Source organism: Pseudalkalibacillus sp. NRS-1564, from assembly GCF_050467905.1.
Classification (GTDB): Bacteria; Bacillota; Bacilli; order Bacillales; family Guptibacillaceae; genus Guptibacillus; species Guptibacillus hwajinpoensis_B.
Window position 1 is genome coordinate 44,426 of sequence record NZ_JBITPM010000037.1, and the last position, 14,199, is coordinate 58,624.

The following is a 14,199-nucleotide window of genomic DNA, read 5'->3' on the forward strand; positions in this document are numbered from 1 at the left end:
TTAGCTTCTATTGTTGATTTTCGATTTTTGAATCATTGAAGTGAGTATTCGCTTTAAATGCCTAAATGAGCTAAAATTCAACAACGCTTATTAACACAGCCCTCTAATTAAGGAGACCACGATAAAAGCCCTGCTACTAGAGCAGGGCTTGCATCATTTATTTTTTCAATAATGAGTGATGATAATTCGCTGGAACCATGATTTTATCATGACGATAACTTACAGATTGATCCGCACTTAGAAAAGGGTGATCACTTGAAAGAAAATCAGATAAGAAACCCTCTGAAAGATAAAATCCTTCAATCTGTCCATCCTTATGAATCACGATATCTTTCACCTTCCCTAACTCTTCACCATCCTCCGTTAGAACCTGACATTTATCCAACGATTTATATGAACATTGATCAATTAAAACGGAGGATTGCACTTCTTCTTGTTGATTATGAAGAAGGTAATCATCACCTTCCCAATTGATCTGATTATATGAAATAATCATCGTTTCATCGGCTTCCTTTTCTTTTCGGTCATCGTCTGTAACAGGATAGTTATCAGGAGTAAACTGCCCCCCAGAGGCTTGAATAGAATGAAGCATTTCATCTGAATGATGATCTGGTATTGCATTCTGCTTATTCGTTGCTTCTTTTTTCTGAACCTCAACAAACGTTGCTTTAGAAAGTGATCGATCGAAATAAACCTGCTTTACAACAAATTCAGCTGTTGAATCATTCTTAAGCTTTTGATTCAGCACTTCTTTTCCAACCTTAATCATGAACATCCTCTCCTTCGCGACTGACTAGTAAGGGTATTCCCCAGCTACACGAAAAGAAAACGGTAAAGTAAACCTTCCTTCATCAGAGGAGGACTTACTTATGCAGAATGTCTACTTCTTCAGCTGTTAATTCGCGGTACTCCCCCGGTTCTAAATCGCGATCAAGGTGAATATCCCCCATTTGAATCCGCTGCAAATAAACGACTTGCTTTCCGACTGCTTCAAACATCCGCTTTACTTGATGAAACTTCCCTTCATGTATCGTTAATTCAATCTCCGAGACCTCATCCGATGATAGAATGGTCAATTCACCTGGTTTTGTTTCGTAACCATCATCAAGAGTGACACCTTTTTCAAAAGCATGAACATCTTCTTCTGTAACAACACCATTAATTTTAGCGAAGTATGTTTTAGGAACATGATGTTTTGGTGACGTTAAATGATGTGCGAGCTTTCCATCATTCGTAATGATAAGCAATCCTTCTGTATCTTTATCAAGACGACCGACAGGAAATGGTTCAAAAACTTGATCATCAGGAACGAGAATGTCAATGACGGTCTCATCGTCTTCATCTTCCGTTGCTGAAATCACACCTGCTGGCTTATTCATCATCAAATAAATAAATTCTCGATATTCAACTATTTCTTCATGCACCGTTACTTGGTTCTGTTCAGTGTTAACGTGTTGCTTTGGATCTTTAATGATCTCTTCATCAACGCGGACAACGCCTGTCTTAAGAAGTTTTTTTACTTCCTTTCTAGTTCCATAGCCCATATTTGCCAATAGTTTATCTAAACGCATAAAATCAATCCTTTTCCATATTTTTTCCACGATTTATTTACTTTTTTAGCATACTTTCTAGTTCTGAAGGGTATGTAAACGTTAAATGCCAATATGCACGTTTGGAGTGAATCGAATGACTGTGAAAGTTGGACTTTTAGCAACGGCTCGTAAGAAAAGTAATAAATCAGCGCCTGTTACAGAATTTTACCAGAGTCCTTTATTTCAAAAAACGCTTGAGTATGCATCACACCACTATGATCGCATGTATTTTTATAATGCCAAAGACGGCCTCTTATTACCAGACGACATCATGGATCCATATGATGTATCCATCAAAACATTTACACATCATCAACGTGAGGAGTGGGCTCAAAAAGTAATTGAGCAATTCTCTCAGTATGAAACGTCTACAGATATTGTTGTGTGTTTGCACGGAGGATCTGTCTATCGCAAACACCTTGAACCGCAGCTAAATCATTTCAATTACAAATATGAGGTTCCTCTCAAAGGTCTTGGAATTGGAGAACAATTAAGCTGGTATCAGAAAAACTCAGTATAACACGGGACATATGCCCAGCAACACTGCCCAGCACTCACATACACTATCAGGTACCTATTTAAGGAGGGATCTTTATGTATGATCGTCAGCAAGGGCAAGGGTATCAAATGTATCCCGGATTCCCAGGATATCCTGGTCAGCCCGGTTACCCTGGCCAACCAGGATACCCAGGAAACATCGAGCAGCAATTAAGAGAAATTGAGCGTCAATTAAGACGACAGGATCGTCGAATTACAAGGATTGAAAGACAAATTGGAATAAGAGATGAGGACTACGGATATTAATATCATCTCTCAAAAAAATGAAGGCCATTTTGGCCTTCATTTTTTAACGTCTTTTTAAGAATGAGAATCGCTCTCCTAAAATTAAGCCTGCAAGGTTTGATCGGTAGGATAGCCATAGAAATACAATTCCTCCAACTGTTACTCCAATCAACAGGTTAATGATTGAATACAGCATGCTACCACCTTCACTTGTTGAACGATACAAATCAGGCATGAGAAATTCCAATGGTAGTATTGAAAGTTTAGAAGCCACGGCCATCACGACCACAAAGATACCGATAAGCAGCAATCTTCTTGAAAGAAAACCAAATTCGTATTCAGTATATTTCTTAATAATAATGATTGTGATTAACACCGATGTAAACAATCCAAGATTTGTAGCTAGGATAGAACCTTTCCCTTCAAAAATTGTGACGAATGGGTAAGTTAATCCTGCTTTAAGGGCTAATCCTGCAAGTAAGCTATAAACCGCAAATTTTTGTTTATTTATTCCCTGTAGGATAGCAGCCGTTACAGAGAAAAGAGCAAACAATATAGCAGTTGGCGCATACCACATTAACAACGAACTTCCGAGTTCCTGATTCACTGTAGGATATAGCACTCTAAATATCGGTTCAGATAGAACCGCTAGTCCAATTGCGGCAGGAGTAGTCAAAAACAATAAAATCTGGAAGGTTTGTGTTAACTGAGTTCGCAAAGCACCTTCACGATTTGCTGTAAATGATTTCGTAATGGCCGGTATAATCGTCATTGAAAGAGCTGTTGCAAGAGAAACTGGGATCATAATCAATTTATGAGCAAGGCCTGTAATAATCGCAAAAACTTCTTCATAAGCGGGTTTATCATAACCAATACTCTTTAGCGCCGGATTAATTAATAAAGTATCAATTTGCAAATACAATGGAATTGCTAGACCAACAACGACAAACGGAAGAGCGTACGTAATAATTTCTTTATACATATCCTTTAACGACACATTATGATCAACCGTACTTTCAGCCAAATGTTGATCTAAAGCAGGTTTACGTTTTCTGTAATACCAGAAGACGACCATCAGTCCACCTACTGCACCAACGAAAGCGCCAAACGTAGCGTACGTAGCAGCAGTTGCCTCATCTCCGTCCATAAATTTCATAATAATAACACTTGATACTAGAATAAAAACAATACGAAAGATTTGTTCAACGACTTGCGAAACGGCCGTTGGCCCCATTGATTGAAGCCCCTGGAAAAACCCTCGAGTTAAACTCATAATCGGTACGATCAATAACGCCATACTCACAACACGGATAACCAATGTTACATCAGCAATCGTGTTACCTTCATTACCTTCATCAATGACGATATGAGCAATTGGTTCTGCCAATAAAAAGAGAGCTAAAAACGCAACGAATCCAGTAAGAGACATTAAAAGAAGTCCTGATTTAAACAGCCTCCGACCAGTTCGATAATCCCCGAGAGTATGATATTTAGATACAAATTTAGAAACAGCCAATGGAATCCCAACCGTAGACAGGCTAAGCATAATGGTATAAGGAGTATAAGCATACGTATAAAGCGCTACCCCCTGTGTACCAACTAGTGCTGTAAAAGGAAACATATAAATCATACCAATAATCCTAGAAAAAAGGGTGGCTGCTGATAACAGCATCGTCCCTCTAATCACATTTGAATCAGACATTTCTCCATCTCCTACTTCTAACCATTCAACTATATCTATTCGTCATCTATCAACAATTTTCAACAGTTATGAAATACACTTCTCCATTTTAAGCTATTTACCTAGTAACAACAAATATAAATTTTTGTGAAACTTTTATAATCAGTACAAATTGTGGTATGTTTGTGTGTAGCAAAATGAGAGAGGTGTAAGTATGAACTATGATGTCATTGTGATTGGCGGTGGCCCGTCCGGACTCATGGCGTCTGTATCAGCGGCTGAACATGGAGCAAAAGTACTTCTCGTTGATAAAGGGAATAAGCTTGGGCGAAAACTAGCCATTTCTGGGGGAGGACGGTGTAATGTCACTAACCGCCTTCCACTAGATGAACTAATTAAATTCATTCCAGGTAATGGGAAGTTTTTATTCAGTGCATTTAACATATTTGATAATGAGGATATCATCACATTCTTTGAAGATCTAGGCATTAAATTAAAAGAAGAAGATCACGGTAGAATGTTTCCCGTAACTGATGATGCAAAATCTGTTGTAAATGCGCTCCTAAACAAAGTACGCCAGTTGAATGTGACTATCCAAGTAAACACCCCAGTTGAGAAAGTTCTATATAGGGATGGAGAAGTAGCTGGAGTGAAGCTACAAACAAAAGAAGAGATCCACTCTTCAAATGTAGTTATTGCAGTAGGAGGAAAATCTGTTCCACATACTGGTTCAACAGGTGATGGATATGCATGGGCAAAAGAAGGTGGTCATACCATCACAGATCTTTATCCTACTGAAGTGCCTCTTACATCTAGTGAACCTTTTATCAAAAATAAAGAACTGCAGGGCTTATCGTTAAGAGATGTCGCCCTATCCGTTCTCAATCCAAAAGGAAAGATAATAAAGACACATCGATGGGATATGATCTTCACCCATATCGGACTATCTGGCCCCGCTGTTCTTCGCTGCAGTCAATATGTCGTTAAAGCAATGAAAAAATTTAATGCTCAGTATATTCCCTTACAAATTGATGCCGTACCAGATCAAAACGAAGAAGAATTATTTCGCGAGCATATGAAACTCGCAAAAGAAGAGCCAAAAAAAGCGATTAAGAACATTTGGAAAAGTAAAGTTCCAGAGCGATATATGCTCTTTCTATTTAACAAAGCAGAAATTTCTCCAGATACAACTTACGCTCACTTATCGAAAGAAAAAGTGCGCGAATACGCGCGGCTATTAAAGCAGTTCCAGGTGGCCATAGACGGTACGCTTCCAATCGATAAAGCTTTCGTAACAGGTGGCGGAGTATCTCTAAAAGAAATTAACCCAAAAGAAATGGCGTCAAAATTCACAACTGGTCTTTACTTTTGTGGTGAAGTACTCGATATTCATGGGTATACCGGCGGATACAATATTACATCAGCCTTCGTCACAGGCTATACAGCAGGAAAAAGCGCAGCCGAAAGGAAAGCGGAATCCGCCGTTTAGTTCAACCACTAGATATTTTTAAGGTGAATACATGCAAAGAAAGAGGGACCAGTCCATAGACAGGTCCCTCTTTCTTTCGTTTAACTTATCGTTTGTTTCGATTTCTTCCGTTATTTCGATTGTTCGATGCCCCTGGCTTCCGTGAAGATCGATGATTTCTTCCTCTTTGATCATTCTCTCTACGATCGTTACGCTCTTCATGCGAAGGTAATGCACCCTCAACGCTCTTTCTGGCAAGTTTTTTACCGATTCCCTTTTCAATCATTTGAATAAAGGCCTGATCTTTTGCAGCAATAAACGTATACGAAGCTCCATCGCCACCAGCTCGTCCCGTTCGACCAATTCGGTGGATATAGCTCTCTGTATCTTGAGGAATATCATAATTAAAGACATGGGTAACACCTTCGATATCAAGACCACGCGCTGCCACATCTGTTGCTACTAGAAGCTGGATTTTAGCATCACGGAATCGCTTGATGACACCTTCTCGTTTCGACTGTGATAAATCACCATGAAGCTCGTCAGTTAAATAGCCTCTTGCTTTTAAATCTCCATTTAGTTTACTTACTCTACGCTTTGTACGGCAGAAAATAATCCCGAGGAACGGTCTGACCTCATCGATGGTTTCGGTAAGCGATGCGAACTTCCTCCGATCGGTCGTTTCAATTACAAACTGCTCGATTTCTTCGACAGTTTTCCCTTTTTCCTTCCCTCTAATTTTCTCAGGGGAACGCATAAATCTCTTTGCAAGCTGTTTAATATCACTTGATAACGTTGCAGAAAAAAGAGCTGTAAGACGACTTTCAGGCGTTTCACTAATAATATCTTCCACTTCTCTTAGGAAACCGATATGAAGCATTTGATCAGCTTCATCTAATACAAGATAAGAAGTATGGGATAAGTCAATGGTCTCTCTCCGAACGTGATCAAGCAGACGTCCAGGCGTTGCTACAACAATGTGTACTTGTTTATTAAGGCGCTTAATCTGTCTCTCTACATCCTGACCACCATAGACAGCTAGTACATTAATGTCATCGCGATGTTCTACTAACTTCATTAGTTCCGATGAGATTTGGATGGCTAGCTCTCGTGTCGGGGTTACAATAAGAGCCTGCACTTCAGGTGCTTCTGTATCCATTTTTTCAAGTATCGGTAGTAAAAACGCAAAAGTTTTACCCGTTCCTGTCTGGGCCTGAGCAATCACGTCTTTTCCTTGTAACATAACAGGGATTGTTTCTTTTTGAATATCGGTCGGGGTACTAATACCCTGAACTTCTAGTTGTTTAACGAGACGTTCATCAAGTCCCATTTCTTTAAATTCGTTCAAATTATTCACCTCGTGTTTAGTATAACAATTATCTTTATTATCTTTAAGGCCATAAGAAACCATGACCCATCTTGGTCAAGATTGGAACGATTCTAAGTCCCATTCCATATAAAAAACTGCCTCCTTTACGACTGCTGAAGAGCGGTCGACGAGACAGCCTTTACTTATTATGTCTGGTAATGACCCATTACTTTTGAAACATAATTTTGCGTTTCTTCGAATGGAGGAATCCCACCGTAACGATCAACATTCCCAGGTCCAGCGTTATAAGCTGCTAATGCAAGCTTAATATTGCCATTATATTTATCCATCATTTGCTTAATGTATTTCACGCCACCTTCAATGTTTTGTCCAGGATCAAAAGGGTCCTTCACACCAAGTGAAGTGGCAGTTGCGGGCATTAATTGCATTAATCCCATAGCTCCTGCTCCGCTAACACTATCGGATTTATAGCTAGATTCCTGTTTAATAATCGAATGAACAAGTTTTGGATCAACACTATATTTAGCCGATAATTCTTCAATATATCCATCAATTTCAAGCGATGAAGATGTGTACGAAGAATTAGTCGACGGTACTATTTGGGAATTGTATGTGCCATAGGAATTCACCGAGGTTGAGTTTACAGGGACTTCTGCTTTCATTTGCTGTCCTGTACTTTGAGTTGAGAGAGCTTGCTCAAGCATGTCTGTAAAGGAAAAAGTAGACGGCTGTTGCTTGCCTAATGCGTTAGGCTGTAGCTGTCGCAAAGCCTGTAAATCCATCATTGCACGTATAAGATCTGCTTTCATTTCAACACCTCGGTGTAGTCTTTTCCATCATTATACCAGATCATGAGCAAGAACGATTGTTTTTCTCATATTTTGATCCACTTACGAACCGAGCGATATACCTAGGAATCAACAAAATGAATAGAGAGCTTTAAGGCAATTTACTTGGACAATGGAGAAAAAAGTGCTATGATTTATTAATCTTATCAACTTACTAGGATTAAAGATTCAGTAAAACGCCTTTTAGAGACCAGCTCCAAAAGACGTCGTACTTAAGAAACTGTCATGTAATAAATAGGTTGCTTGCGTTGTTTCATCAAAATTTTAACAGCAAGACGTGCTGCTTTTCGATCTTCCGCAAGAACAATAATCTCTTTATCACACACTTCGTTTTCTTTCGTTTGTCTGCCTAGATAAGAAAGCGGGATGTTCTTTGCTTTTTCATAAGGTGTCCGGTGTGAAAGAATGTAATCTCTCACATCGATTAGACAATATTTATCATCATCAAACCGCTCCATATTAATTGGCTTCATATAAGAATAAGGATAAATGACTCTCCATAATCCTAAAGTAAATGCAACAGCTGCTAAAGCCGTTCCCCATATCGCCATTCAATCTCTCTCCTTTTTAGCAGGGCTATTTCACTTTACCCTCCCATTTCATCATACCGCCAACCATGTTCTTCACTTCATAACCAGCTTCTTGCAAGTACTCACATGCGCGCTCACTACGACGTCCTGAACGGCAAATCATAATATGTTCTTCTTCTTTATTGATCTCATCAAGTCGTTCCGGAAGTGTGCCAAGACGAATATGCTTTGCTTCAGGGATCATGCCTTCTTCTACTTCTTCATCCTCACGAACATCGATTAATGAAACATTTTTGCCCTCATTAAGTAACTCTTGAACCTCTTGAGGTGTTACCGTCTTAATTTCGTTACTCATAAAAACATACCCCTCTCGTACAGTTTTAATATGGATTTTTCAGTTATAATCACTTCAACAAATTCAATCGTACATGATTTGCACATTCAATACAAGAAATCTATCTTCCACTCATCTTAGTAGTATTCTCAGCTTTAGGAAAAGGTTATTCGAGTTGTTTAAAAATTTCCCATCCGTAGTTTACATTCAAAAACCCTCTCCTTAGTCGTTAGGAGAGGGTTCAACCTTAATTAGCTACAATATTAACTAGCTTTCCTGGTACTGCAATCACTTTTCGAAGTGTTTTGCCATCAAGTTGACCTTTAATCTTCTCATGCTCTAAAGCAATTTCTTGCATTTCATCACGAGATGCTTCAGTCGGAATAGAAATTTTGGCACGAAGTTTTCCATTGATTTGCACTACAATTTCTACTTCATCTACAGTAAGCTTGCTTTCGTCAAACATTGGCCAGTTTGCATATGCGAGTGTATCCTCATGTCCAAGCGCACTCCACAGCTCTTCAGCAAGGTGCGGTGCGATTGGAGATAGCAACTTCACAAAGCCCTCCATTAATGTAACGGAAACTGACTCTTGCTTATATGCTTCATTCACAAATACCATCATTTGTGAAATAGCTGTATTAAAGCGTAAGCCTTCCATGTCCTCAGTTACTTTTTTAACCGTTTCGTGGTAGACGCGCTCCATGTCTTCTCCTGAATTTTCTTCAGAAATAGAAGACTTCGTTAGATCCCCTTCACCAAATAAACGCCACACACGATCAAGGAAACGGCGCGCGCCATCTAAACCATTGTTAGACCATGCAATAGAACCCTCGAACGGACCCATAAACATTTCATATAGACGAAGCGTGTCAGCACCGTGGCTTTCGACAATTTCATCTGGGTTAACAACATTTCCTTTTGATTTACTCATTTTCTCGTTGTTCTCACCAAGGATCATCCCTTGATTTCGGAGACGTTGGAATGGTTCTTTTGTTGGCACAACACCGATATCATAAAGAACTTTATGCCAGAAACGAGCATATAACAAGTGAAGAACCGCATGTTCCGCACCGCCGATATACATATCAACAGGCAACCACTCATCGAGTTTTTTCGGGTCAGCTAGCATTTCATCGTTATCCGGATCAATGTAGCGAAGGTAATACCAACAGCTTCCAGCCCATTGCGGCATTGTGTTTGTTTCACGTCGGCCCTTCATGCCCGTTTTAGGATCAACTACGTTCAACCAATCCTCAATATTAGCTAAAGGAGATTCGCCAGTTCCTGACGGTTTAATTTCCGTTGTTTCAGGAAGAACGACAGGAAGCTCTTCTTTCGGGACAGCAGACATTGTGCCATCCTCCCAATGGATAATTGGAATTGGCTCGCCCCAATAACGCTGACGACTAAATAACCAGTCGCGAAGACGATACGTCGTTTTTTTCGTTCCCTTTCCTTTTTCCTCTAGCCATTCAATGCTTTTCGTAATTGCTTCTACTTTCTCAAGGTCGTTTAAGAAATCAGAGTTCACATGCTTTCCGTCTTCTGTATAAGCTTCCTTGGATACATCTCCTCCAGCAACGACTTCTTTAATAGGAAGATTAAATGTAGTAGCGAACTCATAATCGCGCTCATCGTGAGCTGGAACTGCCATAATAGCTCCTGTTCCATAGCTCATTAGAACGTAATCTGCTACCCAAATTGGAAGCTTCTCATTATTGATTGGATTAATGGCATACGCGCCAGTAAACTCGCCAGTCTTCTCTTTTGATAACTCTGTACGCTCAAGGTCACTCTTTGTTTGTACTTTTGATCGGTAGCTTTCAACTTTTGAGATTTGTTCACTAGTAGAAATTTTGTCAACGAAAGGATGCTCAGGTGCAAGGACCATATACGTAGCTCCAAAAAGTGTATCAGGACGCGTCGTAAACACATCGATCGATTCATCATGACCGTCAATCGTGAATGTCACTTCAGCACCCTCAGATTTCCCAATCCAGTTACGCTGCATTTCTTTAATGCTGTCAGACCAGTCAAGCTCTTCAAGGTCTTCAAGTAGACGATCGGCATACTCTGTAATTTTAAGAACCCATTGCTTCATTGGTTTACGAACTACCGGATGGCCTCCACGTTCACTTTTACCGTCGATCACTTCTTCATTCGCAAGAACCGTTCCAAGTGCTGGACACCAGTTAACAGCCACTTCATCTACGTACGCAAGTCCTTTTTCGTAAAGCTTTGTGAAAATCCACTGTGTCCATTTATAGTATTGTGGATCTGTTGTATTAACTTCTCTATCCCAATCATAAGAAAAACCTAACTCTTTAATTTGACGACGGAATGTGTCAATGTTCTTTTGAGTAAAATCTCGTGGATTATTTCCTGTATCAAGAGCATATTGCTCTGCCGGAAGTCCAAATGCGTCCCATCCGATTGGGTGAAGAACATTATATCCCTGCATTCGCTTCATACGTGAAAGGATATCCGTAGCTGTATATCCTTCAGGGTGCCCAACATGTAGCCCAGCCCCTGAGGGGTATGGGAACATATCAAGAATATAAATTTTTTCACCATTAGCATCGTTTTCTGTCTTAAAAGTCTTGTTTGTTTCCCAGAAGTGTTGCCACTTCTTCTCAATTGTTTTGTGATCAAATGCCATTGTCACTCTCTCCTTCCAGTCCTTGCAAAAAAATAAAAAAACCTCCCGTCCCCGTTGTTCATCAACAGGGACGAGAGGTTGAGAATCTAATATTCACAATCACCCGCGGTACCACCCGGCTTAGTGCTAGAAACAGCACTCACTTAAGGCCTTTAACGCAGGCATACGGGCAACCTTACTCTATTCAGGCTTCCGATTCAAAGGTGAGTTCACAAATCTCCTATGTTAACTTCCACCAGCCGTTAACTCTCTAGTAATAGAATTTTTGTTACTATTCCTTATCATTATCTTTGGTTTCACTAGTTACGTATATAATTTGTATTGTATGAATACTTGTGAGAAATGTCAAGAACATTATCAGAATAGACGTTTTTTTCGTAATCTATACATCCGCTGTCCTTATATTCGATGAATTAGCATGTGTGCCAAAAGAACAATTCCAATTAATACAGTAAGCGGATATCTCAAAAAAAGAAACGCACCCTGATTGGGTACGTTATCCTTTACGATACTTTTTTTGACTAGCCGAATCATCTTTGGAATGTGGCTTATCTTTTTCTTCTTTTTGTTCTTCTTTTAAATCTTCTAATGGAATCGCATCGACATTCATTTCTGAAGCATCCTCGTCGAGCTGATTTTTTTCCTTATTTGGTAATTGCTCGGGATTATTAGTTTCGCCTTGTTTATGTGATTTTTCATGCTCTGCCATATGATCACCTCATTTTTTTGTATAGTACTCTGTACCACGAGCCAGATATTCCCAAACACATAAAGATGTTAGTTGGAGTAAAAGGTCGATCATGGTAAAGTCATACTTAGTTAGAAGCAAACAAGAAGCCACTCTAAACCTCGACGTCCTAATAAATTGATAGGATAAGTTTCAGAAGACTCATTTAAGAAAATTTTAATTGTTAGAAAGGATTACAGATCATGCAACGAATATTACCTTTTACAAGAACGCTACTGAATTCAGTATTAAAAGAAGGAGGCATTGCTATTGATGGCACTTGTGGAAACGGACATGACACTCTCTTCCTAGCTGAATCAGTTGGGAATTCAGGAAAAGTGTATGGCTTTGATATCCAACCTGAGGCGATTGAAGCTACAGAAAAAAGGCTGACAGAAGCTAAGCAATCTGCCCAGGTGGCATTATTCCACGAGAGTCACGCTTCAATCAATAGCAAAATTGAGACGAAAGATGTAGGAAACGTTTCTGCCGCAATCTTTAACCTTGGCTACCTCCCAGGTGGAGATAAAACTATTGTGACGAAACCTGAAGAAACGATCCAAGCAGTAACAGACATCCTACATTTGCTTCGTTCAGAAGGGCTCCTTATTCTAGTCGTCTACCCAGGACATCCAGAAGGTAAAATTGAAAGTGAAAAGGTGTCAGATTTCGCTTCAGATCTCGATCAGTCACAGTATCAAGTTCTAAAATACCAATTTATTAACCAAATCAATGAACCACCCTATATTATTGCCATCAGCAAAAAATAAGAGGCTGTGCATCTGCACAGCCTCTATTCTCTATAGAATTCCCATCGTTTCGATATGTTCTCTTGTTTTCTTATTCCCTAATTTGTGTAAAAGACCATAGATCTCTTTCATATGATTATCATAATCATCATTGTTCTTATCTTCATGATAACTCATAGCTGGAACATGTGAACGATATAACGATAGGCGACTATCCTTATCTGTCAGATCAAATAGCTCACTGAGCTTGAAGATATCTTCCTCATCCGCATCGATTTCAAAATTATAGCTCGATGCCCCTTGATCTTCGAGTATCTCGCCCGAACTTACAGCCACATAGTAACGCTTTTTCATTTTAAGAGCCCCTTTCAAAATCCTATAGGCTTCTTTTCTCACGAAAGAGCGTTTTTTATACGCTTTTACTGAGACGCTTTGTGAAGTCTTCTATAAACCCAACCATTAAAGTAGAAGAAAAGGCTCGATCTTCCTCCAATTCGAATAATTTTACGAGCAAGAGAGCGCACGTCTTTCTGTTCCATTACTTTACGATCCGCAAGGTAAATACCAAGTAAACCGCGATTAATTAATCGATGAAAGGAAGAATGTGGAAGACTTTCAACGCTTTTATCCGCTTCTTTAATGAAGTGAGCAACACGCTGAGCGAGCTCATCATTGTCTTTATAATAAAAACAAAAATTCAAATCGCCACCTGCTCGATCTTCTTCCTGATCTATAAAGTAATCCAGCATTATGTGAAGACCCTGAACCCAGGGGAAATAACCTTCCTTAATCATAGCTGTACCGCCCTTAGGGATCATGTCTCCTAATGAGTAAGATACAAGACAGAAAATCCCTAAGGTTGATCCAGCACACGCTGAGAATTCATTCCATGTCATTTCTGGAAGCTGTTGCTTATGCTGGTCAAACCAGCTTTTCAACCTTGGAACACGGTCTTCCTCTGTAACATGCTTATGTACCTGGAGATCACAATAGTAATGGCAGAGTTCAAGTAAGGCAGGCTGCACTTCCCTTTGATTCGGCAATTCACGAATGACTTTTTGACACGTTTGAACCAGTTCTAATAGATAGCCTCCATCATCTTTTTCTTCACGATACCGATAATAGTTATTTGAAGCTTCAACTTCAGGGGAAAGAGCCTCCGCCATTGCCTCATGTAATGCACTAAAGTCTTCTGGATCAAGCGAAGTACTTCGATCACACAAGTTATCCAGATAGTCACTTATCGTCTGGTAAGCTGCGATAAATGAAATAGAACGATCAATTTCTTTCCCGGCAAGCAATCCATAAATCCCTCCACCTTCACAGTGAAACGTTTTTGAATCAATGCTATCTAACGCCTGCTTTCTCAATTCAGGATTAGGGATTTCTTCAGCCCGCTTCCTCCAATATTCTAATTCATGATGAACCCTCGGTAAGACGCGTCTATAAATACTATACATTAGCGTCCACGGTTGACTTGGTACTTTCAAGTGAT

Annotated in this window: 15 protein-coding genes and 1 other annotated feature; of the genes, 4 read left to right on the forward strand and 11 right to left on the reverse strand. The window is 39.7% G+C overall.

Annotated elements, in window-relative coordinates:
* Positions 1 to 157 precede the first annotated feature (157 nt).
* The gene (locus ACIFPW_RS16630) at positions 158 to 769 is read right to left on the reverse strand and encodes a PRC-barrel domain-containing protein (protein WP_283153849.1); all 612 of its coding nucleotides are present in this window, start codon (positions 767 to 769) and stop codon (positions 158 to 160) included.
* 94 nt (positions 770 to 863) lie between these two features.
* Complete coding sequence (locus ACIFPW_RS16635; protein WP_430245947.1) at positions 864 to 1,571, reverse strand: pseudouridine synthase; 708 nt, start codon at positions 1,569 to 1,571, stop codon at positions 864 to 866.
* Positions 1,572 to 1,686: 115 nt separating this feature from the next.
* Here ACIFPW_RS16635 and ACIFPW_RS16640 point away from each other — a divergent pair, with 115 nt between their 5' ends.
* Positions 1,687 to 2,112, forward strand: a complete 426-nt coding sequence (locus ACIFPW_RS16640) for a DUF6884 domain-containing protein (protein ID WP_194219218.1) — start codon at positions 1,687 to 1,689, stop codon at positions 2,110 to 2,112.
* Positions 2,113 to 2,186: 74 nt separating this feature from the next.
* A complete protein-coding gene (locus ACIFPW_RS16645; protein WP_194219217.1) occupies positions 2,187 to 2,396 on the forward strand; it encodes a hypothetical protein in 210 nt (69 codons plus the stop codon).
* 43 nt (positions 2,397 to 2,439) lie between these two features.
* On the opposite strand, the gene ACIFPW_RS16650 is transcribed toward ACIFPW_RS16645, so the two are convergent.
* Positions 2,440 to 4,077, reverse strand: a complete 1,638-nt coding sequence (locus tag ACIFPW_RS16650) for a putative polysaccharide biosynthesis protein (protein WP_430245949.1) — start codon at positions 4,075 to 4,077, stop codon at positions 2,440 to 2,442.
* Positions 4,078 to 4,270: 193 nt separating this feature from the next.
* On the opposite strand from ACIFPW_RS16650, the gene ACIFPW_RS16655 reads away from it, so the two are divergent.
* A complete protein-coding gene (locus ACIFPW_RS16655; protein ID WP_430245951.1) occupies positions 4,271 to 5,545 on the forward strand; it encodes an NAD(P)/FAD-dependent oxidoreductase in 1,275 nt (424 codons plus the stop codon).
* Between the two features lie 85 nt (positions 5,546 to 5,630).
* On the opposite strand, the gene ACIFPW_RS16660 is transcribed toward ACIFPW_RS16655, so the two are convergent.
* The 6 genes from ACIFPW_RS16660 to ACIFPW_RS16685 all read right to left on the reverse strand — a co-directional run bounded on the left by ACIFPW_RS16660 (position 5,631) and on the right by ACIFPW_RS16685 (position 11,937).
* Positions 5,631 to 6,854, reverse strand: coding sequence for a DEAD/DEAH box helicase (locus ACIFPW_RS16660; RefSeq protein WP_430245998.1), 1,224 nt, complete (start codon positions 6,852 to 6,854; stop codon positions 5,631 to 5,633).
* A 185-nt stretch (positions 6,855 to 7,039) separates the two neighbouring features.
* Entirely contained in the window at positions 7,040 to 7,663 is a 624-nt protein-coding gene (locus ACIFPW_RS16665; protein WP_430245953.1) for a lytic transglycosylase domain-containing protein, read from the reverse strand.
* Positions 7,664 to 7,914: 251 nt separating this feature from the next.
* Positions 7,915 to 8,253 carry a rhodanese-like domain-containing protein gene (locus ACIFPW_RS16670; protein ID WP_194219213.1) on the reverse strand — a complete coding sequence of 113 codons (339 nt, stop codon included), beginning with the start codon at positions 8,251 to 8,253 and terminating at the stop codon, positions 7,915 to 7,917.
* A gap of 25 nt (positions 8,254 to 8,278) precedes the next feature.
* Positions 8,279 to 8,587, reverse strand: coding sequence for a rhodanese-like domain-containing protein (locus ACIFPW_RS16675; RefSeq protein ID WP_430245955.1), 309 nt, complete (start codon positions 8,585 to 8,587; stop codon positions 8,279 to 8,281).
* A 226-nt stretch (positions 8,588 to 8,813) separates the two neighbouring features.
* Positions 8,814 to 11,228: a leucine--tRNA ligase gene (leuS, locus tag ACIFPW_RS16680; protein WP_430245957.1), complete on the reverse strand. Its 2,415-nt coding sequence runs from the start codon at positions 11,226 to 11,228 to the stop codon at positions 8,814 to 8,816.
* A 63-nt stretch (positions 11,229 to 11,291) separates the two neighbouring features.
* Positions 11,292 to 11,522 (reverse strand) — a binding site (T-box leader).
* A 202-nt stretch (positions 11,523 to 11,724) separates the two neighbouring features.
* Positions 11,725 to 11,937, reverse strand: coding sequence for a hypothetical protein (locus ACIFPW_RS16685; protein ID WP_430245959.1), 213 nt, complete (start codon positions 11,935 to 11,937; stop codon positions 11,725 to 11,727).
* A gap of 221 nt (positions 11,938 to 12,158) precedes the next feature.
* On the opposite strand from ACIFPW_RS16685, the gene ACIFPW_RS16690 reads away from it, so the two are divergent.
* Complete coding sequence (locus tag ACIFPW_RS16690) at positions 12,159 to 12,725, forward strand: class I SAM-dependent methyltransferase (protein WP_430245963.1); 567 nt, start codon at positions 12,159 to 12,161, stop codon at positions 12,723 to 12,725.
* Positions 12,726 to 12,755: 30 nt separating this feature from the next.
* On the opposite strand, the gene ACIFPW_RS16695 is transcribed toward ACIFPW_RS16690, so the two are convergent.
* Complete coding sequence (locus tag ACIFPW_RS16695) at positions 12,756 to 13,058, reverse strand: hydrolase (RefSeq protein WP_226614834.1); 303 nt, start codon at positions 13,056 to 13,058, stop codon at positions 12,756 to 12,758.
* 65 nt (positions 13,059 to 13,123) lie between these two features.
* The gene (locus ACIFPW_RS16700) at positions 13,124 to 14,194 is read right to left on the reverse strand and encodes a tetraprenyl-beta-curcumene synthase family protein (RefSeq protein WP_430245965.1); all 1,071 of its coding nucleotides are present in this window, start codon (positions 14,192 to 14,194) and stop codon (positions 13,124 to 13,126) included.
* Positions 14,195 to 14,199 lie beyond the last annotated feature (5 nt).

Coding starts and splice junctions, on each gene's coding strand:
- ACIFPW_RS16630 (WP_283153849.1), bottom strand. CDS start 769: ATGATTAAGGTTGGAAAAGAAGTGCTGAATCAAAAGCTTAAGAATGAT.
- ACIFPW_RS16635 (WP_430245947.1), bottom strand. CDS start 1,571: ATGCGTTTAGATAAACTATTGGCAAATATGGGCTATGGAACTAGAAAG.
- ACIFPW_RS16640 (WP_194219218.1), top strand. CDS start 1,687: ATGACTGTGAAAGTTGGACTTTTAGCAACGGCTCGTAAGAAAAGTAAT.
- ACIFPW_RS16645 (WP_194219217.1), top strand. CDS start 2,187: ATGTATGATCGTCAGCAAGGGCAAGGGTATCAAATGTATCCCGGATTC.
- ACIFPW_RS16650 (WP_430245949.1), bottom strand. CDS start 4,077: ATGTCTGATTCAAATGTGATTAGAGGGACGATGCTGTTATCAGCAGCC.
- ACIFPW_RS16655 (WP_430245951.1), top strand. CDS start 4,271: ATGAACTATGATGTCATTGTGATTGGCGGTGGCCCGTCCGGACTCATG.
- ACIFPW_RS16660 (WP_430245998.1), bottom strand. CDS start 6,854: ATGGGACTTGATGAACGTCTCGTTAAACAACTAGAAGTTCAGGGTATT.
- ACIFPW_RS16665 (WP_430245953.1), bottom strand. CDS start 7,663: ATGAAAGCAGATCTTATACGTGCAATGATGGATTTACAGGCTTTGCGA.
- ACIFPW_RS16670 (WP_194219213.1), bottom strand. CDS start 8,253: ATGGCGATATGGGGAACGGCTTTAGCAGCTGTTGCATTTACTTTAGGA.
- ACIFPW_RS16675 (WP_430245955.1), bottom strand. CDS start 8,587: ATGAGTAACGAAATTAAGACGGTAACACCTCAAGAGGTTCAAGAGTTA.
- leuS (WP_430245957.1), bottom strand. CDS start 11,228: ATGGCATTTGATCACAAAACAATTGAGAAGAAGTGGCAACACTTCTGG.
- ACIFPW_RS16685 (WP_430245959.1), bottom strand. CDS start 11,937: ATGGCAGAGCATGAAAAATCACATAAACAAGGCGAAACTAATAATCCC.
- ACIFPW_RS16690 (WP_430245963.1), top strand. CDS start 12,159: ATGCAACGAATATTACCTTTTACAAGAACGCTACTGAATTCAGTATTA.
- ACIFPW_RS16695 (WP_226614834.1), bottom strand. CDS start 13,058: ATGAAAAAGCGTTACTATGTGGCTGTAAGTTCGGGCGAGATACTCGAA.